Origin of the sequence: Maribacter huludaoensis (assembly GCF_029350945.1) — a bacterium.
Lineage (GTDB): Bacteria > Bacteroidota > Bacteroidia > Flavobacteriales > Flavobacteriaceae > Maribacter > Maribacter huludaoensis.
Genome location: NZ_JARKMS010000001.1, coordinates 921,104 through 948,040, shown reverse-complemented (window position 1 = coordinate 948,040; position 26,937 = coordinate 921,104). Strand labels below are relative to the sequence as shown.

The 26,937-nt window shown below is 36.5% G+C and carries 23 protein-coding genes; 5 read left to right on the top strand and 18 right to left on the bottom strand.

Annotated elements, in window-relative coordinates; translation table 11 throughout:
* The first annotated feature begins 41 nt into the window (after positions 1-41).
* On the top strand, positions 42-1,280 hold the full coding sequence (locus PXC01_RS04120; protein WP_058105094.1) for a DUF2130 domain-containing protein: 1,239 nt from the start codon (positions 42-44) through the stop codon (positions 1,278-1,280).
* 136 nt (positions 1,281-1,416) lie between these two features.
* Here PXC01_RS04120 and PXC01_RS04115 read toward each other — a convergent pair whose 3' ends face one another.
* The gene (locus PXC01_RS04115) at positions 1,417-1,638 is read right to left on the bottom strand and encodes a hypothetical protein (RefSeq protein WP_276471096.1); all 222 of its coding nucleotides are present in this window, start codon (positions 1,636-1,638) and stop codon (positions 1,417-1,419) included.
* Positions 1,639-1,774: 136 nt separating this feature from the next.
* Between PXC01_RS04115 and PXC01_RS04110 the strand changes: the two genes are divergently transcribed.
* The gene (locus PXC01_RS04110; RefSeq protein ID WP_276471095.1) at positions 1,775-2,125 is read left to right on the top strand and encodes a hypothetical protein; all 351 of its coding nucleotides are present in this window, start codon (positions 1,775-1,777) and stop codon (positions 2,123-2,125) included.
* Between the two features lie 154 nt (positions 2,126-2,279).
* Positions 2,280-2,801: a hypothetical protein gene (locus PXC01_RS04105; RefSeq protein WP_276471094.1), complete on the top strand. Its 522-nt coding sequence runs from the start codon at positions 2,280-2,282 to the stop codon at positions 2,799-2,801.
* 9 nt (positions 2,802-2,810) lie between these two features.
* Here the strand turns inward: PXC01_RS04105 and PXC01_RS04100 are convergent, their stop codons facing one another.
* The 3 genes from PXC01_RS04100 to PXC01_RS04090 all read right to left on the bottom strand — a co-directional run bounded on the left by PXC01_RS04100 (position 2,811) and on the right by PXC01_RS04090 (position 7,181).
* Positions 2,811-3,572, bottom strand: coding sequence for a LytR/AlgR family response regulator transcription factor (locus PXC01_RS04100; RefSeq protein ID WP_276471093.1), 762 nt, complete (start codon positions 3,570-3,572; stop codon positions 2,811-2,813).
* Complete coding sequence (locus PXC01_RS04095; protein WP_276471092.1) at positions 3,569-4,603, bottom strand: sensor histidine kinase; 1,035 nt, start codon at positions 4,601-4,603, stop codon at positions 3,569-3,571. Before PXC01_RS04095 ends, PXC01_RS04100 begins: the two co-directional genes overlap by 4 nt.
* A 259-nt stretch (positions 4,604-4,862) precedes the next feature.
* Positions 4,863-7,181, bottom strand: a complete 2,319-nt coding sequence (locus PXC01_RS04090; protein ID WP_276471091.1) for a glycoside hydrolase family 113 — start codon at positions 7,179-7,181, stop codon at positions 4,863-4,865.
* A gap of 260 nt (positions 7,182-7,441) precedes the next feature.
* On the opposite strand from PXC01_RS04090, the gene PXC01_RS04085 reads away from it, so the two are divergent.
* Positions 7,442-8,122 (top strand): head GIN domain-containing protein, encoded by a 681-nt coding sequence (locus tag PXC01_RS04085; RefSeq protein ID WP_276471090.1) that lies wholly within the window; start codon positions 7,442-7,444, stop codon positions 8,120-8,122.
* On the opposite strand, the gene PXC01_RS04080 is transcribed toward PXC01_RS04085, so the two are convergent.
* The 8 genes from PXC01_RS04080 to PXC01_RS04045 form a co-directional block, all read right to left on the bottom strand.
* Positions 8,123-8,305, bottom strand: coding sequence for a CPXCG motif-containing cysteine-rich protein (locus PXC01_RS04080; RefSeq protein WP_276471089.1), 183 nt, complete (start codon positions 8,303-8,305; stop codon positions 8,123-8,125).
* Between the two features lie 8 nt (positions 8,306-8,313).
* Positions 8,314-8,982 carry a hypothetical protein gene (locus PXC01_RS04075; protein WP_276471088.1) on the bottom strand — a complete coding sequence of 223 codons (669 nt, stop codon included), beginning with the start codon at positions 8,980-8,982 and terminating at the stop codon, positions 8,314-8,316.
* A 52-nt stretch (positions 8,983-9,034) separates the two neighbouring features.
* Positions 9,035-10,399 (bottom strand): TolC family protein, encoded by a 1,365-nt coding sequence (locus PXC01_RS04070; protein WP_276471087.1) that lies wholly within the window; start codon positions 10,397-10,399, stop codon positions 9,035-9,037.
* A 23-nt stretch (positions 10,400-10,422) separates the two neighbouring features.
* On the bottom strand, positions 10,423-13,686 hold the full coding sequence (locus PXC01_RS04065; RefSeq protein WP_276471086.1) for an efflux RND transporter permease subunit: 3,264 nt from the start codon (positions 13,684-13,686) through the stop codon (positions 10,423-10,425).
* Positions 13,686-14,816: an efflux RND transporter periplasmic adaptor subunit gene (locus tag PXC01_RS04060; RefSeq protein ID WP_276471085.1), complete on the bottom strand. Its 1,131-nt coding sequence runs from the start codon at positions 14,814-14,816 to the stop codon at positions 13,686-13,688. Before PXC01_RS04060 ends, PXC01_RS04065 begins: the two co-directional genes overlap by 1 nt.
* Before the next feature lie 409 nt (positions 14,817-15,225).
* Entirely contained in the window at positions 15,226-16,110 is an 885-nt protein-coding gene (locus PXC01_RS04055; RefSeq protein ID WP_276471084.1) for a leucine-rich repeat domain-containing protein, read from the bottom strand.
* A 211-nt stretch (positions 16,111-16,321) separates the two neighbouring features.
* Complete coding sequence (locus PXC01_RS04050) at positions 16,322-17,197, bottom strand: leucine-rich repeat domain-containing protein (protein WP_276471083.1); 876 nt, start codon at positions 17,195-17,197, stop codon at positions 16,322-16,324.
* Positions 17,198-17,357: 160 nt separating this feature from the next.
* Positions 17,358-19,268 (bottom strand): ABC-F family ATP-binding cassette domain-containing protein, encoded by a 1,911-nt coding sequence (locus PXC01_RS04045; protein ID WP_276471082.1) that lies wholly within the window; start codon positions 19,266-19,268, stop codon positions 17,358-17,360.
* A 137-nt stretch (positions 19,269-19,405) separates the two neighbouring features.
* Between PXC01_RS04045 and PXC01_RS04040 the strand changes: the two genes are divergently transcribed.
* Entirely contained in the window at positions 19,406-19,801 is a 396-nt protein-coding gene (locus PXC01_RS04040; protein WP_276471081.1) for a DUF983 domain-containing protein, read from the top strand.
* Here the strand turns inward: PXC01_RS04040 and PXC01_RS04035 are convergent.
* The 6 genes from PXC01_RS04035 to PXC01_RS04010 all read right to left on the bottom strand — a co-directional run bounded on the left by PXC01_RS04035 (position 19,798) and on the right by PXC01_RS04010 (position 26,892).
* On the bottom strand, positions 19,798-20,841 hold the full coding sequence (locus PXC01_RS04035; protein ID WP_276471080.1) for an NAD(P)/FAD-dependent oxidoreductase: 1,044 nt from the start codon (positions 20,839-20,841) through the stop codon (positions 19,798-19,800). The two genes, PXC01_RS04040 and PXC01_RS04035, sit on opposite strands and share 4 nt — an antisense overlap.
* Before the next feature lie 101 nt (positions 20,842-20,942).
* Positions 20,943-21,830: a type IX secretion system ring subunit PorN/GldN gene (gene porN / locus PXC01_RS04030; RefSeq protein WP_276471079.1), complete on the bottom strand. Its 888-nt coding sequence runs from the start codon at positions 21,828-21,830 to the stop codon at positions 20,943-20,945.
* 63 nt (positions 21,831-21,893) lie between these two features.
* The gene (gene porM / locus PXC01_RS04025; protein ID WP_276471078.1) at positions 21,894-23,453 is read right to left on the bottom strand and encodes a type IX secretion system motor protein PorM/GldM; all 1,560 of its coding nucleotides are present in this window, start codon (positions 23,451-23,453) and stop codon (positions 21,894-21,896) included.
* Positions 23,454-23,508: 55 nt separating this feature from the next.
* Positions 23,509-24,165, bottom strand: a complete 657-nt coding sequence (gene porL / locus PXC01_RS04020) for a type IX secretion system motor protein PorL/GldL (RefSeq protein ID WP_276471077.1) — start codon at positions 24,163-24,165, stop codon at positions 23,509-23,511.
* Positions 24,166-24,248: 83 nt separating this feature from the next.
* On the bottom strand, positions 24,249-25,613 hold the full coding sequence (gene porK, locus PXC01_RS04015) for a T9SS ring complex lipoprotein PorK/GldK (protein WP_276471076.1): 1,365 nt from the start codon (positions 25,611-25,613) through the stop codon (positions 24,249-24,251).
* A gap of 121 nt (positions 25,614-25,734) precedes the next feature.
* Complete coding sequence (locus PXC01_RS04010; RefSeq protein ID WP_276471075.1) at positions 25,735-26,892, bottom strand: formimidoylglutamase; 1,158 nt, start codon at positions 26,890-26,892, stop codon at positions 25,735-25,737.
* Positions 26,893-26,937 lie beyond the last annotated feature (45 nt).

The window sequence follows — 26,937 nt, the reverse complement described above, 5'->3', positions numbered from 1 at the left end:
TTTGGGTTCTGTATTTTTATAGTTACAAATGATATTTGAACATGGTAGATAAAATTAAATGTCCGAATTGTGCGCATGAGTTTGATGTTGAAGAGGCACTTTCTGGCAAAATGCAGGCTCATTTTAAGGCTGAATACGAACGTAAAGTAGCAGAGCAGGCAGAGAAATTCAATAAAGAACGTAGAAAGCTTGAACTTGAGGTAGAAGAGTTCGAGAAAAAGAAAGAAAAAGAGAACGAGCTTTTTAAAGAGAAGCTGGCGCAACGTCTTGCCAAGGAATCTGAAAAAATACAAAAGCAGACCAACGAATCTTTTGAGCAGCAACTCCGTGCCCTACAACAAGAGAACGAAAAAAAGAAAGAGGAGAACAGAGCTTTGCGTGCCCAAGAGATCGATCTTTTAAAACGTGAGAACGAATTAAAGGAGAAAGCCGAGGAACTGAAGATGAACGTGCAAAAAGAGCTATTGGAGAAGCAATCTATCATAGAAGAAAAAGCCAAGGCAAAAGAGCGTGAGGCCATGGCGCTGAAAGAGAAGGAATACCAAAAGCAACTGGACGACCAAAAGAAACTTATTGATGAAATGAAGCGTAAGGCCGAACAAGGTTCTATGCAAATGCAGGGCGAAATACAAGAACTTGCCCTAGAAGAGTTGCTACGTAACACCTACCCTTTTGATAATATAGACGAGGTTGGTAAAGGTATTCGTGGTGCAGATTGTATACAAACGGTGATTAACTCCCTTCAGCAGACCTGTGGTTCTATCGTATATGAGAGCAAGCGCACCAAAAACTTCAGTAATGATTGGATCAATAAGCTAAAGCAAGACCAGATCAATTGCAAGGCAGATATTGCGGTGATCGTTACGGAGACCTTTCCACCAGACATGGATCGCTTTGGTGAGAAGAACGGTGTATGGATCTGTGGGTTCAATGAGGTAAAAAGTGTATCGCTGGTGCTGCGCGAGTTGCTGCTAAAAACACAATCGATCAAATCATCTGACGAGAACAAGGGCGATAAAATGGAACTTTTATACTCTTACCTTACCAGTAACGAGTTTGTACAGAACATTAATAGAATTATTGAAAACTATGATTCTATGATCAAGCAACTGAACTACGAGAAAAAAGCTGCCTACAAGAATTTTGCGGTTAGGGAAAAGCAAATTTGGGGCGTTCAAGAGAATATTAACGTGCTGTTTGGTTCTATTAAAGGTATTGCCGGTAACTCCTTATCTACCTCAACGATTCTTGACCTTCCGGATGCGGAGATTGATGATTAGTTGTTAGTGTGTTAGTTGGTTGTTGGTTGTTGGTTGTTGGTTGTTGGTAAAATAATGAATTTCACTTTGCGCTAAGCACAAAGCCCTTAATAAATTATGCGCCAAGCGTGCCACGCATTGCGTTTAGCGTTGGGCGCTAAGCTCTTTTTAGTTTGGAATTTAGCCAGGTGATCATCTTTTCAAATCTAAAAGAGATGAATATTAAATATATACAGCTCATAAAACTACCGATATTGCTACTTGATGTATCTTTAAAATAAAACACATTTAAAAGTGTTGCCGCTAACCCTAAAACACCAACAAAAAGAATAAAGTATTTTATAATTTTTATGGTAAGGGGCTGAAGGTACTTTTGCATGTTTTGGACGATTTTGATAATTAACTACGCCTATATGTAGCATTTTTGTGCAAATTGTTACATGTTTTGATGAAAATAGAGGGCTTATAAATAACCAAATTATTTTAATGGTTCAATTATTGATGCTAATTTACCTATGAAGAGACCTGTACTTTTTACCCTATTTTTTATCCTTATAGCCATAGGTTGTAATGCCCAAGAAGCTACAATTTCTGAATATGACTTGTATGGATGTTGGGTTCTGGACGAGGAAACAAAATCTTCCAACAACATCGTTATATATAAACCTTGTGAAGATGTCGACAATAAAAACGTAAAATTTGGATCTAAAATATCCCTCCTCGCATTTAATGTAAGTGAACATGAAAGCACGAATCATCAAGCATGCTTTACTACATTTACCGAAAAAGGCACTTGGGAATTTGATGAGAACACAAGAATAGCGAGTTTATACTCAGGTCATGAATGGTTAAAAGAGTTTAAATAACTTGACCCTGAAGAATATGCCAGTTAGGGATCACCTGAAAAATTTGAACAACTAAAATTCAGGGTTATCGGTATGGAGAACAAACAACTTACCGTAGAAATCATTCCTAAGCAAAACCCTAAAAGCCCAAGGGAAGCCTCATTAGAATAACACTATGGAAATAAAACGATTATTATGCATTCCTCTACTGGTTGTCACCTTCATGTCTTGCCAACAAAAAAAGAAAGCATCAGGTGATGATGTAACTGTTATGTGGACGTCCTTTTTGTCCGATTTAGAGGCTAAGGATAAAGTAGCTTTTAAACAATCATCGGACAAGACCATTCGCTGTTACGATTGTTTAGAGAATACTCCATCCGAAGTACAACAAATGAACCTTTTAAGGGAAAATGACGCTCTCTGGTACGACAAAATTTATGATGATTTCATTTATATTCCCATAGATAGCTTTATTGCCAATGACTATGACATCCTTTTCAGTCAAAAATTCATACGCATTCTCAGGGAAAATGAAACGATTATTTCAAACGAAGATAAGAATGGGGTGGCATTCGCCCACATATTAGTGACCACTACCCTACCCACTGCATATTTTGAAGGCGGGCAACATATCTTTTCTTTTAGAAAACATGAAGAGGGCGTATGGAAACTGAATGAGATAAGTACCGTACCGTAAACATATAAGTTAGGCGCCCATCCAATTTTTGAAGTCCGACGCTTTTGCCTTGCTTACTACAATACGCTCGCTACACGGCGGATGAACATCTACCAATAACTTGCTGTTGAAATGAAATTTAATGGCGGTAATGGCTTCTCTACGTACTATAAACTGTCTGTTTGCCCTATAAAACAGCTGAGGATCAAGTGCATCTTCAACATCTTCCAGTTTAATATCCAATACATAGGATCGCTCCTGTACCGTTACTGCTTTAACGAGCCCCGTATCTATATAAAAATAGGCAATGTCCGCAGTTTTAATAGGCAACAACTGATCGCCGACACCTACTAAAAATGTTTGTTTATAATTAGCGGGTTTGTTCTGTATTAAATGCAATAGACTTTGCATTTGCCGCTCATTGATACCCTTTTGTTGGTTCTGAACTTCAAAACGACCTAAAGCATCAGACAGCTCTTCTTGGTCTATTGGTTTTAATAAATAATCTATACTGTTGACCTTAAAAGCTTTTAACGCATATTGGTCATATGCGGTTGTAAATATGATGGGAATATTGATGGTAACCTGGTCAAAAATCTCAAAAGAAATACCGTCCGCCAAATGAATATCCATAAAAACCAGCACACCTTCATGCGAATTTGAAAAATAATCAACGGCGCTCTTTACGGTGTCCAATACCGCAATGACCTCAATACCCGGGTTGATCTTCGTCAACAAATAGGTTAGGTTATCACTTGCAGCAAGTTCGTCTTCAACCAATATTACTTTCATGCCACTTCCTTTAAAGGTAATTCTACTTTAAATATATCATTAACGGTACTTACCAGAACTTCTTTTTTTAATAAAAGTAAATATCGCTTTTTAAGATTGTACAATCCTGTGCCCATGCCTTCTGCCAATGTACTTCTTGAGCGAATGGGGTTTTCTACAATTAATGAATCCTTACCTGCATAAACCTTTACGATTAAAGGATTGGTAGATGATATTTCATTATGCTTTACAGAGTTCTCTACTAAGGATTGCAAAGCCAAAGGCGGTATCTCACGATCAAAAAAACGCTCATTTATATTGACCTGAATTTCTATACGATCACGATACCGGGTCTTCATTAAAAAAATATAACTGTCCAAAAACTTTAGCTCATCTTTTACCGGTACCAAATTGGTTTCACCGCTCTGTAAAATATAACGATACATATAAGAAAGCTTGTTTACGAACTTGGTGGCATTCTCATTTTCACGAATTAACGATGATAAGGAATTTAACGAATTGAACAGGAAATGAGGATCTATCTGGTTCTTTAATGCCGCTAACTCATTCTCAAGGTTTTGCTGTTTTAATTGTTCGTTCTCTATTCTACTTTCTTGTTTATCCGTACTTACCCGTAACAAACGTGCTATAAAAAACAAAACAATAGATAGATTGATGAAGGTGAAATTGACCCAACCCATTTCATTGGACCTCAACGACCTACCATTGACCAAAGGATAACAGATCTTAAAAATTTTAACCACCGTAATTGCCAACACAATATTGACCAATAGAATAACGATCCATCTAAAAAATGACGGCCACTTAAATTCATCGTAATCAATATTCGCGTTAAGCTGAATAACAGACCATGAATAGCAAAAGAAAAACAGGTAACGATACATAAAATCGACCACCCATGACATGGAAAAATTTAAATTACCCTCCATTATACCATTGTATAAGTAGATGGTTTTTGGTAACGACACCAATATTCCTAAGAGAAGAGCTGTCTTAATTACTTCGCCCTGCTTAACTTTTGTTATTGCCATTTAATTTATCTCTAATGGTATTTCTCAAATATACCGTAATAAACCTATGTAGTTTATGCACAAAAATAACGTGGAATATGGCTAACCGATGGTATTTATGACCCAAACGTCTATAATTACACCTAAAACAACCTTAGCCAATTATGAAATTTTAGGGAAGGGCAAAAAACATGGAAAAAATAAAAACAAACAGTACCTAATGAAAAATTGAATACTATGAGATGTAAGCAGAATAGCTACGTACTATAGCACTTTATACCTAGTGTTGACCGAACCAATGACGTACCGTTTCTTCTGCCAATTTATTGTTTGGCGTAAAGGCATTGTTATGTTCTCCACGGTATTCTAAATAACTTGGGAATTTCCACCACAAGATACCTTGGCACCAGGGTTCATTCTCAATACCCTTAAAGATAATTTCGTAAGATCTGCGCTGTGCTTCTTCATTTATAGTATCGTCTGCCTCTGCATGCGGATTCTTCCACGGAGTAGCTACACTCCTAAAACCTATTTCCGTAAATACAATGGTTTTTTTAAAACGGTCATATACTTTTTTAATTTTGGTCTTCACGGTATCGAACCTTAAGCTCATTTCCTCATCTGTAGGGTTGTCTTTTTTACTTAACGGATAGTAGGAGTTTAACCCAATGAAATCCAGATCGTCCCAAAAGTCGATTTTCTCGAACTCATCGCCCCAATTAGCGGCATAGGTCAGTTGACCGGAATATAATGCGCGTGTCTTTTTGATCATCTGGCGCCATGCATGGGGTTGGGACAATGTTGCTTTGGTAAATTCTACACCAATACACAACGCATCCATCTCATGAATCTCCGCCAAAAAAGCGTAATGGCGAATCCACCGATAATAATAGTCATGAAATTTGTCCCATTGGGCATCTGTAGGCATGTCTATACCACCAGGCCAACTACCGCCCACATAAATTTGAGGTTTCAATAAGGTATACATACCCATATCACTTGCCATAGAAACGGCATGTACCACGGCATCATCATTCTCGCTTCCGGCATTATCACTAAAATGTAATGGGGTTGGTGTATTGATATCATTAATACCCGTATACGGAACAATTGCCATGGCATTACTACCCATATTCATTTGCTTCAACAAAGATTCCGTTGCTTTTTTTGAACCGTAACCGTTGTAAATACTATAGCCCTCATGTGCAAAATTAAAGCCTTTTAAATAGGGCATTTTTTTCTTTACCGTATCTTTCTTGGGGTGTGTTTTTGGTAATTCCGCCAAATAGTCCTGCCATTTCGCTTCAAGTGTTCTTACCTCTTGTTGGGTAAGCGACAGCTTATGATAACGGTTTAGATATGTCTCTTTGCCCCAGGTATCAATCAAAAAATCAGTGAACGCACCTGCCATACAATCTCTAATCAACGAAGATTCCATCTCCAAGAATGAGTTGTTCAACAGCTCTGCTACCGTAAACGTATTTTCAGATTCTACCAATCTTGCGGCCCAATACTTGTATCCCTTCATTTGCCAAGTTTTGGTAAAATAAATTGGCAAGCCCAAGGTCATGATATTTTTATTGCTCTTACCGATCAGGTGGTGCAATAACAGCGCATTGTCCCTGCCAATGTTATTATCTGCATAAATATTATTGACTATGTTGTGTACGGAATTTGTAACGGTATCAAACGTTGCGTGGTCCGTATTGCCCGTCATTAAACCTTTTTCTTCTGTACAGGTATAAAAATTATACGTGATCTTTGGTACGTTCTTGCCTCCTACAAAATTTATGATCTCTGCTTTTGATGTGGAAATCAATGCTTGCCACTTGGCTACATCTGCTTCTTGAACGGCTTTCTGGTGGTCTACAAACTTAACATCATCAGTATCTAACAACACCCTAGAACCTTGGGCAAAATTAAAAAAGGTAGATTCATCTATTCCCCAGTTTGCATTAAAATCGCCCATGACCAATCGCTCTTTGCTCTCATACACCTCATATTCTAAATTCTGGCGGTAAAACGATTGTCCCCGATTTTCTATTTTCTCCGCAAATAAGGAAAACACTTCTTGAGCATCTGTACCTGTTAAGATGGCAAAAGGAATTTTTGGATTTTTGGGACTGGGATAAAAGCATACTCCTAAAACCGAATTATTATTGGGTACTACCTTAGCTCCCAATTTTATTTTTAATGGCGATATTTTAAAAGGGGTGTTACCTATGTATTCCTTAATGAGTGGATTATCAGCTATGGTCCCCACTAAATACACAATGCTATTGTTCAACACTTCATGGGTTACCTCATCAACACTTTTGAAGTTGACTTTGACACTGCGCCATGATCGAGATACTTCTACTAATGAAAGCTCATGAAGAATATTTTTATATTGCTTTTGCAAAGCGGTATCTTTTGCCCCGTATACGACCAAAATTTCCCGTTTATCAAAAAAACTTCTACGCAGATCTCTTCGCGAAGCTATAGAATCCAATTCTTTGGACATTATCTCTTGTTCTGCCGTTGGCAAGTATTGTACACCGGCAAAACCTACAATACCACCAATAACAATCAAAACAATAAAAAGATATTTTTTCTTCATAGACCAGTTAACAGCAAACGCTTGTTTAAGATAGCAAAACTGCAAAACCTATGTCTGTTTGCACCATTATTTAACTTTTAAAAAGGAGTTTGTGTGGTGATTTGCCAGTAATATGTTTCTATTATATTTTTAAAATTCACTACGCTTCTTTTAAAACACTCGAACTGACATTTTAAACAAAAAAAGGTTTTGAAACAATAGCCATTGTGATAAGAGCCCATTTGTACCTTAACTTTGTATTACACAACAACCAATTTTACATGAAGCCATTTTTGTTCTTAACGTTTATCCTGTTTTCTACCTTAAACACTCTTGCACAACACCGAGCCACGATACCTCTAGAAAAATATACCGAGCTAAGCGTATATGACAGAATAAGTGTTACCCTGGTAAAAGGTGAGGAAAATAAAATTGAAATAAGCGCTGCCGATAAGAAAGAACTAAGCATTACCGAAAACGATGGGCGTTTAAGGCTAAAAATGTGCTCTGGCGAATCTAATTTGAGTACCATTTTAAGCCTTACTCTTTTCTATACCGAAGCACTATCCGTTTTAGATGCCAACAAAAATTCTAGAATTATTTCAACGGGACTGGTTATTGGCACCGACCTAAAAATTGAGGCACAAGATGCCAGTACCATAACTTTGAATATTGCCTACAACAATGTGTCCGCAAAAAGTACTAGCGGTAGCGAAATAAAACTATCTGGAACAAGTAATGACCAAGAAATAATGATCAATACCGGTGGTAAACTCTTGAACAAGGGCTTAAAGACTAAAAACAGTACCGTAATAGTTCTATCTGGCGGTAGTGCGGAAGTATACGCCAGTGAGTCGGTCATTGCAAAAGTAAAGGCCGGTGGGGCCATTACCGTTTACGGCAACCCAAAAACCGTGGACAAGGATGATACCTTTGGCGGTAAAATTGCAATAGTAGAATAATTATTGCTCTATACTTTGAACATCAAAACCGATCAACTCATTTTCTTGAAATTGCGGCGTAACTTCAATTGGGTTACAACACACTTCACAATCTTCTACATAAGTTTGCAATGACACCGATGGGTCTAATAACATAGAAACTTCTTCCCAGCAATACGGACATTGAAAATAATGCTCGAACATAATATTTTTTATGCTTTTAACTCTTTGGCAAGTTCCTTTAAAGTCAGGGACTGTATTAAATTGCCTCCGTTGGATGTGAAAATGGTATCATGCCCCAATTTCAAAGAAAGCACATCTTCATCTACATCTAAATGAATGTCTGACGGATTTACCTTAATCTCCTCCAGCTTAACATCAAAACGCTTTTTTAGGGTAATGGAACCATTGATCTTACTTAATTCAAACCCGTAAAAATCGAACAAACGTTGTAACCCGCTGAAAAAGCTGAATCCTATGTATATCAAAGCAGCCATGGCAAACTTATATGCCAATGTAAATACATCTAGCTCATCACCGTTAATAAAAGTATACACTAAGTTTATACAACCGTAAATACCTAACATGAATACCAATAGGCCAACTACAACGGCCAATACATCTGTAAGCAATGCTTTTGTGGTTCTGGTCACAACCAAACCTTCTGCAGTTTTATCTGCCCTAAAGCCAAAATCTTTTAAATAATCCAAGTTATTTATTTCAGCACGCTTATGGGCAATGGTATTTTCCAAATCACTTAAATCTACAACAACAGCGCGTTTTTCCAGCTCTTCATGTAAACTTAACTGTGCTTCAAAAGTGAGCAATGAATGTTGGTTCATTATCTCTATGAGCTCGCTATTTGTTCTATCGCTATACATTTTTTCCCTAATTTATTTGCTCGTTATTCGAGATTAAAACTTTAAGGTTTACTTATAGTTCTATATTTAGTAATTGTCCTGTAAGTTGCAGTAATTGAAGCTCTGCCAACTTTGCATCATACTTCGCTAAATTCTTATTGGTCTGTGCATTCAACAAATTGATCTGTGCCTGCCTAAACTCGATTGATGTAATACTCCCCAATTGAAATTGCTCTTTAGAACGCTCAAAGTTATTCTGGTTGGTAAATACATTCTGTTCTTGAATTTGATATATTTTCAATAGATTCTCATACAAGGCCATAGCATTTTGCATATCACGATTTACCTCTAGTTCTACCTGCTTTCTCAATAATTCTTGATTGGCATATGTAATTTTCGCATTCTTAACACTTACAGTAGTGCTACCACCATCAAATAAGTTCCATGTAAGGCTTGCACCTAATGAATAATTGCCAACATTAGAATTGGTACCCGGAAAAACAGCACCCGTTAAAAATGCCGATGGTGCGTTCTGGTTTCGGTTCCAACCATAAGAACCTGACAGACCGATTGTTGGTAAATAGCCGGACTTGCTTACTTTAATATCATATGCATTGATATTTAAGTTAGTTTCGGTCTGTAGCACTGCTACGTTATTGGCAATTGCCTTATCCATAAATTCCATTATTTGAAACTTCGGTATAAAAACAATGGTGGTATCTACCTCATATTGGGTATTTAAATCTTGATTAAGCACTACATTCAAATCACGCTTCGCATTGGCCAATTGCTGTTCCGTATTCAATAGATTAATGCTATCATTGGTCATATCTACTTGGGCGTTCAATATATCCAATCTAGTATTTTGACCATATTCAAAAGAGTATTCTGATCTCGTTATTCTATCCCTAGAGATTTCCAATGCCTGCTTTTGTACATTCTTATTTTCCGTAAGTCTTGCAATTTCAAAATAGACCGTGAACATTTGGATCATGGTATTTTCTATAGTTTCCCGAGCCTGTAACGTGCTCAACTGATATTGCTCTTTTAATCTTTTATAATTATAAAACCTGCCCAAACCATCAAACAAGGTATAATTTAGGTTCAATGCCGTACTATACCGTTGACTTTCTGCACCGTCTATAGAGATATCGTCTCTTTGGCTACCATCCTCGTTAAACTGACCAGGAAACTCAGTAGTCGTATTATTGTTGTTATATGTAGCAGCTGCCGTTCCGGTCAACGTTGGCAAATAGCCTGAATTTAAAATACTGGTATTATTCTCTGCAATATCAACTTGACCTCTGGCAATCTCTATACCGTAATTGCTCTCTAACGCCTTGATTACAGCTTCTTCTTTAGAGAGTGTTTTCTCTTGCGCGAAAACTGTGCACATGGGCAGAAATACCAATAATATGATGAATTTTACTTTACTCATTATAACTTATCTATATTCTTATATCAATGTGAACCTGCTTCAATTTGTTCTTGATGCTTGCTACCTTCTATACCTTCTTGTGAATGGCCTTCTAAATGATTGGCTTCTTTTCTTTCCTTTATAGCTCTTTCCACCTCTTCTTTCGTAATCTTATGGCCAGAAGCAAAAGATAAGTTCTGAGCTTTTAGATTATTACTGAACGATAGGAACAATGGCAACATCAATAATGTCAGTACCGTAGCAATACCAATACCATAGGCAATAGATATGGCCATTGGTTTTAAGAACTGGGCCTGTCTACTTGTTTCTAACATTAAAGGGGCCAATCCTGCAATGGTAGTTATAGATGTCAAGAAAATAGCCCTGAACCTAGATTTACCAGCTTCAAATATGGCGTTGTCGAAGGTCATACCTTCACGCAAATTAGAATTGAACTTACCAATAAGCACCAGACCATCGTTCACCATAATACCGATCAAGGCAATGATACCTAAAATAGAAAGTACGTTAATTGGGAAATCATGAATCCAATGTCCCCATGCTACAGCCGTAAAGCTAAACGGCACCAATAATAGTAGCATTAACGGCTGACTGAAACTCCTAAACGTAAATGCAATTGTGATATAGATTAAAAGAATTACCGTGAAACCCACTAACTTTAGCGAGCCTGTTAATTTCTCCAACTCCCTGTTCTGCCCTTCATAAGATGCACTTACCGTAGGATACTTAGATTGTATCTCCGGCATATGTACATTTTGGATTTCTGTCATAATCTCCGTAGGACTATCCTTTACGTCTTTCATATCGGCAGACACTTGAATTTCCCTTCTACCTTCCAAACGATTGATGGCAACATCACCACGTTCAATGGTATAATCGGCAATTTCACTCAATGGAACGCGATCACCTGACGGAGTTACGATACGCATATCATCTAAATTGGAAATTGACGAACGCTCTTTTCTATCATAACGGACCCATACCCTAATCTCATCTTGCGATCTTTGAAAACGTTGTGCCTGTACCCCAAAGAAACCTGCACGAACCTGCGTCATCAATGTTTGAAGATCTAATCCTAATAAATAGGCATTCTCCTTTAATGTCAACCTAATTTCCTTGATACCTGCCGGGTCATTGTCCGAAATATCCTTTAACCTTGGATTTTTGGTCAATATGCTTTTTAGCTCTGCCTTTGCAGCTTTCAGTTGCTCAATATTATTCCCTAACAGGGAAACCGAGACCGGAGACCCACCAAAGTTTCCACCAGACCCATAAATTAAGCTTTCTACACCCACAACAGGCCCCACAAGCTCTTCTAATCTTCTAGTAACCAAATCTGCTGAAATATCATTTGGTCTCTCCTCTCCTGGCAGCAGGTTAATTGTCAATACCGCAGAAGATGACCCAGGACCTAATCTTTTGATCACGTTTTCAAAAACTTGTTTATCCGATCCATCAAGATATTCCTCAGTCAATTCTTTATTGACGATCACAGCTTTCTCTTCGATCAATGATATAATAGAATCTGTAATTTTTTCATTGGTACCGTTTGGCATCTCTAATTCTATACCAACCCGGTCACTGGCTATTCTAGGGAAGAATGCCGTTCTAATAATACCACCGCCTACAGAACCTAATGTTTGAATGAATGCAGATGCAAATACCGCAAACATGAATATTTTATGGTTCATTGAAAAGCTCAATACCGGCGTATACAATTTATCGCGCATCCATACCATTAGCCTGTCGCCAAACTCATTGATCACCCTAAGCTTTGCAAAGGCATTTGCAAATCCGCTTTTTGGCTTATCATCTATAGGCTGTAATGCTTTTGAATGTGCCAAGTGAGCGGGTAAAATTACCAAAGCCTCTACCAATGACACTACCAAAGTTAAAATTACGATAACCGAAACCTCACCAAAAAACTCCCCTATTCTACTATCTAAGAACAAAAAGATAGAAAAGGCCAATATTGTGGTAATAATTGCAGATATGATTGGTGGTAAAACCTCCATAGTACCATCTACCGCCGCTTGAACAGGAGACTTTCCTTTTTCATAATGCTGATAGATATTCTCGGCAATTACGATACCATCATCTACTAAAATACCGATAACGATGATCATACCGAAAAGTGAAAGTACATTAATGGTCACATCAAAGAAACCTGCAAAAACGAACATACCTAAGAATGCAACAGGTAGACCAAAGGCAACCCAGAACGCCAATCTGGTATTCAGGAACAGGGATAAAAATATGAGTACCAAAACCATACCCATAATGGCATTTTCCGTAAGTAATTGGGTTCTTTGGTTAAGCGTAGTGGACTGATCGGATACAACGTCCAATTTAATATTGTTATACTTTTCGTTAAACTCGTCTACATAGGCATTTACCTGGTCCGCTGCAGCAATTAAATCTTCATTATTGGTACTCGTTATCGTTGTGCTAACCGATAGATTACCATTGAAAAACGTTGCATTAGGACTCTCCGCAAATCTATCCCTAACTACAGCTACATCCTTTAAACGAATTACATTACCGGATTGATCTGCGCGCACAACTAGGTTACCCAATTCACTACCATAGTATGAACGGTTATTGGCACGTATTAAATATTCTTCCGCATCGGTCTTAATATTACCGCCCGTTACTAAAATATTGGCACTTGAAACCGAGCTGGCTACTTCCGCAAAAGATAAACCATAGGCCAAAAGGTCATTTTCATTAACGGCTATTTCAATCTCCTCATCTGGAAAGCCCGATATTTCTATTTGAGAAATACCATCCATTGCCCTTAAGTCATTTTCAATATCCCTGCCTACACTTTTTAAAGTCGCTAACGGAATATCCTCCCCGCTAATAGCAAATGATATTGTTTGGCGTACGGTCTCTAGTTTAGAAACAATCAATGGCTCCATACCTGTAGGAAACGTAGGCACCCTATCTACGGCATTCTTGACTTCTAAAAGCATGAAATCTATATTTTCGCCTTTTTCGATCTCAACGTTTATAGTACCACTATTCTCCCTAGACGTAGAGGTAACACGATCAACACCTTCTAGCCCTTTTAGGTTATCTTCAATTTTAAGAACAATACCTTCCTCAACCTCTTGTGGAGATGCCCCCGGGTATGTAATGGTTATGGCAATATTCTTTGAATCTGTTAGCGGAAAGAAAGAAGACTTCAGCGCCTTGGCACCAACGATACCAAATAAGGCAAAAGAAATTACGACCACATTGACCGCAACATGGTACCGAATAAAATACTCTATCAGTTTACGCATTATTCTTTTGTTTTTTCTGGTTGTTCAGAGTAAATTTTTACGGACATCCCTGTAAATGCACCACTAATTGGTTTAGAAACTATAGTAACACCATCCGGTACATTTTTTAACACTACGCGCTTATCGGAAAAATAAACGGGTTCTACATCTATCTTATCAAGCACAGAGTCTTTTACTACAAATATTTGATTGCCATCTAACAACAACCCTCTGTCAACTTCAATGGCATTTTCTTCCTTTTTGGCATCTAGGTCTGCCTCTAGGTACATACCCTCCCTAAGGTTTTTATCCGCAACCTCTATATATGCATTTACCGATTGCGTTAATTGATCTATACTACCATTGATTCTGGTAACCTTTCCTTTATAGGTAGTGTTATCATCTAAATTGGTCAATTCTACAGATTCCCCTACCTTTAAAAGATCCGTGTATCTTTTGCTAATGGCAACTTCAAGTTCATATACTTCGGTATTGATGAATTCACCTAATTTTTGGCCTGATCTTACCAAAGTACCCTCAGTAACCAAAGCCTCTGTTAGAACGCCCGAAAATGGCGCGGTTATACGATACTTGGACAATCTTTGCTCCAAATTCTTAACATTGTAGTAACTGGTTAAAATTCCTCTACCGGATATAAAAAACTTTTCTTTTTCCGTTGCCAACTCCGGAAGTGCCGGGGTACTTTTAGACATATCAAAATTAGAAAGATACTCTTGCCACTTAGAATAAATGTCAGGGTAGTCCAATCTTAAATCTGGCATTACCGCCGTTAGTTGATTGAAAAGATTACTTTTTGCAGATTGTACACTTGCGGCATATTCATTGGCATCTATACTGATAATGGTTTCACCTTGACGAAAAGCCTGACCTTCCTTAAACAACTTACTACCTTTTTTGAATACTCCCTGAACCTCAGCATATAGCTCTACCCGCTGCTTGGCCGTTAAATTACCATTGGCAGATACTACGATAGGTACCGTACCATTCTTAACAACCTCCGTAAAAACAGTTTTTACTACTTTTTCAGATTTCGGTTTAAATGTTTTCTTACTATCTATAATAATCCCTGCTAAAAAAAAGGATACTACAATTAGTAACAAACCTAGAACGGTAAAAATAATTTTTCGCATTTTATTTTAATTTATAAGCGTATTTCCAAAAAACTTGGTATCAAAAATACTTTTTAATATCCCTTATGATTATGGCAATTAAATGAAACGACCAAATTTGGTAGTGAACCGACTTTGATCCTATTTCAGCTTTATTCACCATTGTTCAAAAGTTTTGTGTATTCGTCCCAAACCCTAAAACCATTTGAAGAAACAATAAATTTATTGTTAAAACGTGGCACTTGTTTTAATGAGATTTTAACGTAAAACTTTTGGATATCAATATATCATTGGCGAAACTACAAAAAAACCTATCTGGCATGGAGCGCTTTTATGGTTAAAGTAATCATAAAATAGGCGTTGGGCGTGAAGATTAAAAACAAAAAAAGGGATGCCAAAGCATCCCTTTTTTTATCAATATTATACTCGTCTAGTTTCTTTTTGCATCTTCATACTTAGTATCAACAATTCTTGTTCTGTCCGCATCTGTTGAACCAAACTTCATGTTTAAAAATTCGTCATCGCTATCAAAAACGGCCAATTTAGAACTTTGCATCCTTAACAGTGAATTCAGCGATCTAAAATCATTGCCCTGTAATTGTACAAATTCCAAATTGCTCAAAGTTGCCATACCACTTGGCAGATCACCTTCAAACTTATTATATGAAAGTATCAGTTCCTTTAAGTTCACCAAACGTCCTAGATCTACTTCTATGGCGCCTGCCAGTTTGTTACCAAAAAGTTCCAGCCTTTCCAGTTTAGCCAATTTTTCAATTGATTTTGGCAAACTACCTTCCAAATAATTACTTGATAGGTTCAGCGACTTTAAATTTGACATCTCCCCTATTCCTTCAGGAATTGTTCCTTGCAATAAATTATTGAAAACGGACAGTTCTTCCAACTGTTTCATTTTTGAATAATCTTGAGGTAGATTACCTGATAGTTTATTCATTTCTAAACGTATCTCCTTCAACTCTTCTAACTGGAATATATCATTAGGTAATTTGCCTTCTATGATATTAAAAGCCAGATTCAATGTCTTTAAATGCGATAATTTTGATATTCCCTCTGGAATAGCACCCTTAAGATTATTGCGATAAAGTTTTAATGCCGTTACATGGCCATCCGTAATTTCTACACCATACCATGTAGAAGGATCATCCTGTAGATCCCATTTGTTTTGCCATTGTTCGCCAATGGTTCTCTTGTTAAAATCTAATAAATATTGTTTTTCGCTTGAAGGTATTTGAGCATGAACAGAGAAACTACAAGACAAAATAAAAATTAAGCAGGCATAGGTTATAAAATTTTTCATATTGAAAAAATTAATTGTTTGGGGGACTTTACGTATACCATTTACTTAGTTATACCATATAAAAACGGTACTAGTGTAAAAAGTACTTTTATTATAACGTGCAAAAAATACATTTATGATACGCCATTGATATTAATGTACTTATAACAAAAAAGAGATGCTGTTCAACATCTCTTTTTTTCACCAAACTAACTAAAAGTGTAAACTACTCTTACTCTTCTATATCCTCAAACTTCGTATCCGCCATTCTGGTCTTACTGAAGTTTATATCTTTAAATTCTAACTTTTTATCTTCTTTATCATAATCAAAAACCAAGTATTCTTTTGTTTCCAATAACTCTAATGCCTTAAAAGAACTAAAATTATTATTCTGAATTTGAAATACTTCTAAACTTGCCAATTCCGCAAACTCATTTGGTATATCTCCTATAAATCTATTATTGGCCAAGACCAGTTCCTTTAACTTACTAAGTTTGCCCATATCTCTTGGTATTGCGCCTTCCAATCTATTTTCAAAAAGACCTAAAGTTTCTAATTGCGATAGTGCGCCCAATGAACTTGGCATATCGCCATAAAACTCATTACTAGAAAGATTCAATACTTTTAAACTGGTTAGATTACCCAACGTAGCCGGAATTTCTCCTGTAAAAAAATTGTTGAACGCAGAAAGCTCTTCTAATTGAACCAAACTACCAATACCTTCTGGCAGCTTACCATTAAGCCTGTTCATTTCTAATTTCAACACTTTTAAGTTGGCAAGATTCGCTATTTCTGAAGGCAAAGCACCAGTTAAAGAATTGAATGCTAAATTCAACACTCTAAGATTCTGTAAATTACCTATTTCAGAAGAAATTGCACCCATAAGATTATTATGGAATAAATTAATCTCTACTACTTGATCATTTTCTACCGTAATACCATGCCATTGGGAAACAGGAGTCTTTAAATCCCATTTTTTTACCCAGTGATTACCATTTGCGGTTTCATATAAATCAATTAACGCTTTCTTCTCCTTTTTGGAAACTTCTGCAAAACAAATCGTTGTCAGAAAAAATAGGCTGAAACTTAAATAATATAATTTTTTCATAAGATGGTGGTTTGGAAAATTCTCACACTAAGAATTCTCCTACAAATTTGAACTAATAACGCTGAAAACTGAAATTTTATCGTTGAGTGACCTCTGTTTGTTGTGAAAGTAGCAAAATATGTTGTGAAAGTAGCAAAACTGTAGGTTTGGTATTATTTGTTTAACCCAACTCCTCAATTTCCATTGTAAGTGTTTCCCATTTCTGCATTAATGTTTCTAATTCCTTCTTTTTAGCTTGGTAACCATCAAAGAAATTGGGCTTGGCTATAGTGGCGTCATAATCTACCAACAACTCATGATCTATATTCTTAATTTCATTCTCAAGTGTTCCGATCTTACTTTCAACCGAGCTCAATTGGTTCTTTAAACTCTTTAATTTTTTTTGGTCTTGAAAAGAATTGGATGCTTTAGGTTTTTCTTTTGATGTAGCTACTGCCTGCTTTTTTTCAATAGCCCTAAAATCTTCTACTTTACGTTGTTCCAAGTAGTAGTCCACATCGCCTAAATACTCTCTTATCTTTTGATCTTTAAATTCATAAACTTTATTAGTAAGTCCTTGAAGAAAATCCCTATCATGGGATACCAATATCAAAGTTCCCTCAAAATTTAAACAGGCCTGCTTCAATACATTTTTAGATTTTATATCCAAGTGGTTGGTGGGCTCATCCATTACAAGAACATTAAAAGGCTGTAATAACATTTTGGCCAAAGCCAAACGATTACGTTCACCACCGGAAAGAACTTTCACATATTTATCCACTTCATCTCCCCTAAATAAAAACGACCCTAAAATATCTCTTACTTTACTTCTATTTTTTTCGTTGGCCGCATCTATCATGGTATCTAAAATGGTTTTGTTACCATCTAAATATTCCGCCTGGTTCTGTGCAAAATAGCCTATTTGCACGTTATGCCCCAGTTTTAAGTGACCCTCATGTTCCAAATCGCCAACAATAATCTTTGCCAAGGTAGATTTTCCTTGTCCGTTCTGCCCAACAAAAGCAGTTTTGCTATCCCTTTCAATTAACAGGTTAATGTCATTTAACACTAAGTTATTACCATACGCTTTTGAAAGTTCCTCTATTTCTACCACAACCTTGCCCGGCGTAACCGAAATTGGGAAACGAAGGCTCATAACACTGTTATCATCCTCATCAACTTCTATACGTTCAATCTTATCCAACTTTTTGATCAATGACTGCGCCATAGAGGCCTTGGTAGACTTGGCCCTAAACTTCTCTATTAAGCGTTCTGCCTGTTGAATTTCTTTTTCTTGGTTCTTTTGGGCATTTACCTGTTGTTGCTTTATTTCATTTCTTAACACCAAATACTCAGTGTAAGGTTTATTGTAGTCGTAAATACGCCCCAATGAGATTTCAATAGTCCTGTTCGTTACATTATCCAGGAACATTTTATCGTGTGAAACAATAACTACGGCGCCGGTATAGTTGTTCAAAAACTGCTCAAACCAAATGATAGATTCTATATCTAAATGGTTGGTAGGCTCATCCAGCAATAAAACATCGTTAGTTTGCAATAACAATTTGGCAAGCTCTATACGCATTCTCCATCCCCCGGAAAATGTTTCTGTTTTTTTATCAAAATCCTCTCTTCTAAAACCTAGACCTTGTAGTATTTTTTCTGTCTCCCCCTGATAGTTATAACCCCCTAAAATTTCATAATGATGCGTTATATCACTCAAGTCTACAATGAGCTGACTATAGGAATCCGATTCATAATCCGTTCGTTCTGCAAGTTGATGATTTATTTCATCCAATTTTAATTCCAAAGCCTTGATCTCTTCAAAAGCTTGATACGCTTCTTCCAATACTGATCTTCCTTCAACAAAATCTATATCTTGACGCAGAAATCCGATCTTAATATCTTTTTCTACCGCTATTACACCGGTATCCAAAGGCATATCTTTATTTAACAACTTCAGCAAAGTAGATTTTCCTGCTCCATTTTTACCTACTAGCCCCACTCTGTTACCGGCATTTAAACGAAATGAAATTTCTTCAAATAAATATTCTCCTCCAAAAGAGACTGATAGGTTGTGAACGTTTAACATAAATTCTAATTCTTCTATTGATTACTTAAAAATCCCATATAAAATTTGATGAGTTTTAAGCTAATTTTATCATTATAACTACAGTAGAGCAATATGAGAAATATCTCAAAATCGTACCTTAGTGCAAAGTTTTGCAAATGTTAAAAAAAGGAAACAAACTCTACAGCATTTTAACAGGAAGTTGTCCTAGATGTCATAAAGAAAGTATGTATTTGGACAAAAACCCGTACCATATGGGCAAAATCTTTAAAATGCACGAAAGATGTAGCCATTGCGATTTAAAATATAAAATAGAACCCTCTTTCTTTTATGGCGCCATGTATGTTAGTTATGGAGTAGGAATTGCTTTTGCAGTTGCGGCCTTTGTTATTGCATATTTGTTTGTTGGTGCAGACCTTATAGAAACATTTATAGCTATTATTGCGACACTTGTTATGTTTATGCCGGTAATTATGAGGTTATCCCGTAATATTTGGATCAACATGTTCATAACCTATGACCCTAACGCAACAAATAATTTTAAAAATTCCTAATTCCTATTAAAACGAGCTATATCCATTTCTTCAAGCAGAGGCAATTCTTTTTCTACACGATTATATAGCGCTTTTGCCGCCCAAGGAGCTATTGTAATTCCATGAGACCCAAAACCGTTCAACAACCATAAATTAATATACTTTGGATGTTGACCTACCAAAGGTCTTCTATCTTTGACCGTAGGCCTCATACCTGCCACGTGATCAACTACCTTATATGGATGATTCAGTAAGGTATCCAATTTATTTAAAAGCTCGCTTTTAGCTTCTTCCGTAGTTATATTATTTTTATCGTTTCTATGGTACGTGGCGCCTACTTTATACAGATCATTACCAAGAGGAATTAAAAATATAGAGGATTTAATCACATTTAATTCATTTAAACCTTTAGACTCAATAACAATATACTCCCCTTTTGAACCTTGCATAGGTAGATAATTGAAAAACGGATTCTGCATCATTCCGTATCCTTCGGCAAATACGACATTCTTTGCCTTTATATCTTTGTAAATTACGTAGTCTTGTTTTATTTGAAGGTCGTTATAAGTAAAGGTCTGAGTATATAATTTACTTTCTTCTTTTAGCCAATTCTCATAATTATTAAAAAGTGTTAGGGTCTCTAACCTACCTGTCTCTAAAACTTTACCCAATTGAAAAGGAATATTTAGTCCGGCATTTTCATTATTCACCAGCTTTGTAGCTAAATATGGCTTAAGCTTATTTTTATCTGCGGCTTCAAACCACAGATTCTGCTCTTCAATTGAGGCAAATTTTCGTAGCACGTTCAGCTTTTTATCAAACTTTACATTCAAAAATTGCTCTAATTGCGTGTAAAACTCGGTAGCAACAGGTAATTGTTCATCTGCCCGCCAAGAAAGGGTAAAGCGTTTTAAAATAACGGGATTATACAAACCGCCCGCAACACGAGAGGATGTCTGCGATCGGTCATTAAAAACAACAAAAGTTTTATCGTTTTTACGCAAGGTTTCGCAAAATGCAGTACCCGCCAATCCTAACCCTACCACTATATAATCTACCATGACACAAAGGTAACGACAATTGCATAAAACGTTATATAAAAACAAAAGACCCGATCTTTCGATCGGGTCTTTTTTTTATGTGAATTGGATTTTCAGTAAGCTTAGTAAGCCCACATGTCTTGTTCCTTATCTCTAATTGTTTCTTTAATTCGTTTTGCTTCCAATAATTGGAACAAAGCATTATCAGAAATGTAATCATCTACTTTTCTGTCGCCCTGTACGTTATCTTCTTTATAGATAACAGCATCGAATCTTCGTGCATTTAAAAGCATGTCAAAGGAGATAGGCTGTGCTGAATTTTGTTGGTTGAAAACTTTTGCTTCGTGTAACATTTCACGTGCATCTGGGTACCATACCCAAAAAAGCTCTACCATATCTGGATTGTCATCATCCATAAAGTTTACATCTGGTGCAACAGGAGCAATACCTAAAAGACGGTATTTTAATTCTCCCTGCCTTTTATCAAAATACCAAATTCCTTTAATGTGGTATTCTTCAATGTCTGCCGCAGAAATCGTTCTTCGAGTAATATACTCCTCAGAAACTGCTTCACCTGCATTCATTTGCTCATACCCGTAATCTAGGGTATCAACCATTTGTAAAGCATCTTTTAAATCGTCAAAAGTCCTTTTTTGTGTAAAATAAGAATCTGTGTAAGTATCTAATTTTCCACTTTTTAAATTTTTAACCAGTACATGGTACAAAGACCTTCTATCCGGTCCAATATCCATAGTATCTGTTGGGTAATATAAGGGGAAATTAACTCTCTCATCTAAATCAATGGTTTCCCATAAGGTTTTAGACCAAAGGATATCCCTATCATCTACATAACCATATTCTAACGGAGCATCATTATCAACAGCCTTTTGAGCTTCTGTACGAATACCAACCTCACTTGGTTTCTTTGCATTCAATACATTTGCTTGGGCCATCATTGATAAAGGTAACATTGTTACCGCCCCCATTACTAAAACATTTTTCCAATTCATGTTTACTTCACTTTAAAATTAACCGGGCAAGTCCTTAGGACCTACCCGGTATCATTCCATTTATTAGTTTGTAATCTCCACAACTACCGGAGATACTTTCTTCAACTTGTAACTTTTGTTATTTGTGATATAAGCTTCGATATCGAATATTTGTACAATATCTCCTCTTTTAGCACGACCTAAAGCTTGTTTAGCCTTAGCATTCATTTTGTTTCCTCTTACAGAAACTGTTGGTTGACCTGGAACTTTGAATTTGAAACCGCTTACAGCTAAGTTCAAGTCAAAATCGAAATCTTCTAAACCAGCACCTATAGTAGCGATCTCAACATTTCTCTTTGGAAGTTTAAGACTACCTGTTTGCTTGCTTATGCTACCTTCTGGTCTTGGAATATCCTTAATTCTAAATTCAGACTTAGAAGATACAGACTGACCATCTGGCAATGTACCAGAAGCTGTAATAGTTACATTTCTACCAGTACCTGGTGTCATCACATACTTACTACCACTTACCGCTTTAAGACCTGGAGCAGATGCTCTAACCTTATTGTTAGGTATACCTGGTATAGAGATAGACATTGGGTTAGCAACACCTCTATATACAACGTTCATTTTATCTGCAGCGATCAAAGCAGCATTAGGCTTAGATATTGTTGCGAAAGAATTTTTAACCTCAACAGGAATTTCTTCACCGTCTTGCTTAAAGTAGATGGTACCTTTTACTTCATGATCACCGGCAGAACCAGAACCAATCAACATTTTAACACCACCAGCTTCTAATTTATAATCAGAACCTTCAGATAATTTTCTACCATCTAAAGTCAACTCAGCTCTTACCGGAGTAGAAGAATTATCAGTTTTGCTGATAATGATCTTACCATCATACTTCTCACCTGCATAGTATGCAGATTTTGTAGCTAAAAGAGATGTTGCAAAGTTCTTTAAAGAAACTTGCTCAGTTAACTCACCAGCCAACATTGATTTCAAAGCTGCTTCTTCAGTTATCTTAACATCAGCCTGTAACTGTGTTAATTTTGCCAAAGATGCTACCAAAGGATACCCTTCATAGTGGTAGTTGATCCAATCTTGCTTTGTACCGTCTCTCTTTTCAACTTTACCGTTCTCATCTCCTGTTTGGAAACGATCGATAACAGATTGCTTTAGAGCAGCTGGTACAATTGCAGCAACTTGATCTCTATAACCTGTAAGGTTACTCATGAACTTTTTACCATCTTCAGATAAATTTTCACCTTGAAATAATTTTTGGTCCAAGTAATCTGACATGTCCATACGGGCATAATCCTTAGGATCTTCGATCCCTTCCATCATACCTTTCTTAAGTCCTTCTAAGTAATCATAATACTCTTGAGACATAGCTTTGATCTGCTGAGCATTTTTATATAACTTATCATACTTTGCAGCATCTTCAGATGCTTTAGTTCCAAGACTTTCCAAGAACGCATCGTTACTTGCGGTTGTCTTTTCGTTAGAAGTCTCTAGCTTTTCATTCATTATACCGAATGCCGCTAGCACCTCTTTACTCATGTTTAACGCCAACATTGCGATGAAGATCAAATACATTAAGTTGACCATCTTCTGACGTGGTGATTGTTTTCCTCCTGCCATGGATTTTTAATTTAGATTTTTATTAATAATTGATTCGGGTTGGTAAAAATCCAAACTAGTTTTTGCTCATTGCAGATAACATACCACCATATACACCATTCAATGAAGAAAGGTTTGTAGACAAAGATGCCATTTGATCTTTAAGTGCACTTGCATTTTGAACAACCTCTTCATTAACTGAAGCTTGCTTGCTAGCACTTTCTAATTGTACTTTATAAAGACTGTTCAAAGACTCCATTTGAGCGGCAGCCTGAACCATTTCACTTGAATATTTCTTAGTAGATTCCATTGCATCAACTGTTGGAGCGATACCTTTAGCAGCACCTTCAAAGTTTTTAATGCTAGATCCCAAGCTCTCCATAAGACTTGCGTCTACACCAGCTTCTTTTAATAAATCATCTAATTTTTTAGATAATGATGCTTCAGCTTCTTTTACTTCAGTTGCAGCTTGAGCTTTCTTAGGTGCTTTACTTTCACCACCAGCTAATTCTGGATATACCAATGACCAATCTAAATCGTCATCTACCGGTTCAAATGCACTGATCGCAAAAATTAATGCTTCTGTAATAAGACCTATCGCTAAAAGAATACCACCATTTAATGGTCCTAACTCCCAGTGAAGAATTTTGAATAATGCACCAATAATAACGACTGATGCTCCAAGCCCGTAGGCCATGTTAAATAATTTTTTTGTGGATTTTGACTGTGCCATGTTTAATTTAATTTAAGGTTTAAAAAAAAAGATTTGGTTAAAAAATGAATTTGAATTTATATTAAAACTGTTAATGTTATTATTTATTGTGTGGAATCTTCCTCACCCATATAATCCTGTACCGTTCTGAAACCTATGTAACTACGGGCAGAATCTGCATATTCGTAATCTCTTGTACTTACTTGTAAGAAGTATGCTACATCTTTCCAGGAACCACCTCTAATAACTTTTCTTGTATTAGATTGATCACCACCGTTAGGGTTCATCGTTGATACATAATCATATGCACTTGGATCGTAACTGGAATTTGTCCACTCAGAAACGTTACCGGCCATATTGTACATATTAAAGTCATTAGGCTCATAAGATTTCGCTTCTACTGTATATAAAGCAGCATCTGCAGCATAATCTCCACGTTGTGGCTTAAAGTTTGCCATAAAACAACCAGTGTCACTGATTACATATGGTCCACCCCATGGGTACGTACCACCTTCTATACCACCTCTTGCAGCGTATTCCCATTCAGCTTCCGTAGGTAATCTAAATTGATTTACAAACTGTCTACCACGACTCTTGTTATCATCGTTTTTAAACTTTGTTCTCCAGTTACAGAATGCTTTTGCCTGTTTCCAGCTAATACCTACAACAGGATACTCACTGTAAGCATCGTGCCAGAAATAATCATTGTGCATTGGTTCATTATAAGAGTATGAAAAATCCCTGATCCAAACTGTTGTATCTGGGTATATCTCAACTTCTTCTGTACGGATAAAGTCTTTACGGCTCTTGTTTCCTTTAACAGAAGCACGTGCGGCAGCCTCTATATCCATCCAGCTATACTTATACTTTAATGTTTTAACATCAATTGTACGTTGACCGTTATAAGATTCTTCTTCAGATAGATAGATAGAATCCATAATCTCGGTATAATACTCGTCCGGGTAATCTGCAGTGTTCCATATAAGGTCTTCATCTTTGCTCAACGCCCTACCTTCGTAACCCGTTTCACCCATACCTGAGTAATTGTCCAACATATACTTATCATATACAGAAGCTCTTGTAGTATCTGCGTCTTTAAAAGCATAATCGCCAATACCTCCTTCTTCCGGACCAATACCTAATTCATCAGCTAAAATGGCAAGCTTGGTTCTAACGATAGAATCCTTTACCCATTCTACAAACTGACGATACTCACTATTTGTGATTTCAGTATCATCCATGTAAAAAGAACGTACCGTAACCGTCTTGGTAGGCGCATTCAATAATTTTCCTTGGTCTTCTTCACTCTTACCCATTATGAAAGAACCCCTTGGGATAAGTTCCATTCCATATGGTTTTTCCGGATACCATTTTTTTCCCTGGACTCCAGTTAGCTCACCTTTCTGTTTAGACCCACAACTTGTGAGTAAAAAAACAAACGCTATAGAGGATAACAATAGCTTCTTCATACTTTAGGTTAAATTTCGATTATGGTTAAACTCAGAATACAATAATTTATTCTAACAACTAAAACTAGGTTTTATATAAAATATTGTATTAAAGTCTTTTTATACTTTAAAAATAATTATGTTAATTAAAGCCTTTCTTGTAGGCCTTAAACCACCTTTCAGGAATTTGTTGATTACATGCATCTAAATAATCCTTCTCGGTGCAAGGTAATAACGCAGGTGTATGGCCTTTAGTATGTGAAGAGAAAATAGATGGAACTTCTGTCCACCATCTTTCGGTCAATAAACTTTTGTAGAACACCAATTCTTCATCTTCGCTTGGTACATTGTACTTTACAAAGTCATCTGTTTTGGTATATGGAGATTCTTTGATTCTAAAATTGATACCTTCTATAAAGTACCATATTATTTGAGCTATAAGCTGTTGCGACTGTACGGTGTTCTCCATTTCATACAAGCCGAATACAGATACTTTATCGCTAATACCGGCATATCTAGAAATAGCGCAGATTTCTCTACCATTAAACCCGTTAGGAGAAAAATTAGCTGACAAAGAAATTTCGCTTGCCTTTACAGATCGCATATCCAGACTTACCATATGAGCGTTTCTAAGCACAGGTTCCGCCAAAGAAATATCATTGGCGACCTCCCCTAGCCTGTATGCATCAAAAAACAATCGCTCCATTAAATCTATTTCTTCTTGAGCGTTGAAATAGCTTTGATAGCCAATGTTTGAAAAATTGAAAAGGTTGTTTGGTTTATCGGTAATGATTTTACTCATGTAAGAATGTGAAGATATAAGCTCATCTTCTATACCAAAATCAAATCTACTATCAATCGCTACCAGGTTGATCATATCCCTAATACCATCAAAAGCCCTATAGGCAGGATAGGTAATATCTTGTGTAGCCCCTAAAATTATTGGTATAATATCTTCTTCCAGTAAACCGGCCACTACTTCTTTCACTACAAAATAAGTGTCATTTACCGTAGCACCTTCCTCTATATCCCCTAAATCTACTATAGTAGCATTCCAATTACCTATTAAAAGTTTGTAAAACTGTAATCTTATAGCAGAAACATCTAATTTTTCATGTTTCTTTTCATAGGCGTTTCTTGACTCTCTTACCCCCACAATTGCAACTGTAACGTTTGCCAGAACCGGCAAACCATCTTTTTCTGTATGTATGTGGGCATTTTTACCTATTGCCTGGCTGGGCAACAACTCATTATGGGCTAAAACTTTATCCGATACCGGAACTAGAAAATCAAAGGCCATCTATTAAAGGTTTTTAGAAATCATAAAAAATACTGTACTAATATT

What these genes read in the sequence shown, in the direction of transcription:
- PXC01_RS04120 (WP_058105094.1), top strand. Translation starts at nt 42, where the DNA reads ATGGTAGATAAAATTAAATGTCCGAATTGTGCGCATGAGTTTGATGTT.
- PXC01_RS04080 (WP_276471089.1), bottom strand. Translation starts at nt 8,305, where the DNA reads ATGTTCGAGCATTATTTTCAATGTCCGTATTGCTGGGAAGAAGTTTCT.
- PXC01_RS04070 (WP_276471087.1), bottom strand. Translation starts at nt 10,399, where the DNA reads ATGAGTAAAGTAAAATTCATCATATTATTGGTATTTCTGCCCATGTGC.
- PXC01_RS04045 (WP_276471082.1), bottom strand. Translation starts at nt 19,268, where the DNA reads ATGTTAAACGTTCACAACCTATCAGTCTCTTTTGGAGGAGAATATTTA.
- PXC01_RS04055 (WP_276471084.1), bottom strand. Translation starts at nt 16,110, where the DNA reads ATGAAAAATTTTATAACCTATGCCTGCTTAATTTTTATTTTGTCTTGT.
- PXC01_RS04085 (WP_276471090.1), top strand. Translation starts at nt 7,442, where the DNA reads ATGAAGCCATTTTTGTTCTTAACGTTTATCCTGTTTTCTACCTTAAAC.
- PXC01_RS04090 (WP_276471091.1), bottom strand. Translation starts at nt 7,181, where the DNA reads ATGAAGAAAAAATATCTTTTTATTGTTTTGATTGTTATTGGTGGTATT.
- PXC01_RS04110 (WP_276471095.1), top strand. Translation starts at nt 1,775, where the DNA reads ATGAAGAGACCTGTACTTTTTACCCTATTTTTTATCCTTATAGCCATA.
- PXC01_RS04065 (WP_276471086.1), bottom strand. Translation starts at nt 13,686, where the DNA reads ATGCGTAAACTGATAGAGTATTTTATTCGGTACCATGTTGCGGTCAAT.
- PXC01_RS04040 (WP_276471081.1), top strand. Translation starts at nt 19,406, where the DNA reads ATGTTAAAAAAAGGAAACAAACTCTACAGCATTTTAACAGGAAGTTGT.
- PXC01_RS04010 (WP_276471075.1), bottom strand. Translation starts at nt 26,892, where the DNA reads ATGGCCTTTGATTTTCTAGTTCCGGTATCGGATAAAGTTTTAGCCCAT.
- PXC01_RS04060 (WP_276471085.1), bottom strand. Translation starts at nt 14,816, where the DNA reads ATGCGAAAAATTATTTTTACCGTTCTAGGTTTGTTACTAATTGTAGTA.
- PXC01_RS04100 (WP_276471093.1), bottom strand. Translation starts at nt 3,572, where the DNA reads ATGAAAGTAATATTGGTTGAAGACGAACTTGCTGCAAGTGATAACCTA.
- PXC01_RS04035 (WP_276471080.1), bottom strand. Translation starts at nt 20,841, where the DNA reads ATGGTAGATTATATAGTGGTAGGGTTAGGATTGGCGGGTACTGCATTT.
- porL (WP_276471077.1), bottom strand. Translation starts at nt 24,165, where the DNA reads ATGGCACAGTCAAAATCCACAAAAAAATTATTTAACATGGCCTACGGG.
- PXC01_RS04095 (WP_276471092.1), bottom strand. Translation starts at nt 4,603, where the DNA reads ATGGCAATAACAAAAGTTAAGCAGGGCGAAGTAATTAAGACAGCTCTT.
- porN (WP_276471079.1), bottom strand. Translation starts at nt 21,830, where the DNA reads ATGAATTGGAAAAATGTTTTAGTAATGGGGGCGGTAACAATGTTACCT.
- PXC01_RS04105 (WP_276471094.1), top strand. Translation starts at nt 2,280, where the DNA reads ATGGAAATAAAACGATTATTATGCATTCCTCTACTGGTTGTCACCTTC.
- PXC01_RS04115 (WP_276471096.1), bottom strand. Translation starts at nt 1,638, where the DNA reads ATGCAAAAGTACCTTCAGCCCCTTACCATAAAAATTATAAAATACTTT.
- PXC01_RS04075 (WP_276471088.1), bottom strand. Translation starts at nt 8,982, where the DNA reads ATGTATAGCGATAGAACAAATAGCGAGCTCATAGAGATAATGAACCAA.
- porK (WP_276471076.1), bottom strand. Translation starts at nt 25,613, where the DNA reads ATGAAGAAGCTATTGTTATCCTCTATAGCGTTTGTTTTTTTACTCACA.
- porM (WP_276471078.1), bottom strand. Translation starts at nt 23,453, where the DNA reads ATGGCAGGAGGAAAACAATCACCACGTCAGAAGATGGTCAACTTAATG.
- PXC01_RS04050 (WP_276471083.1), bottom strand. Translation starts at nt 17,197, where the DNA reads ATGAAAAAATTATATTATTTAAGTTTCAGCCTATTTTTTCTGACAACG.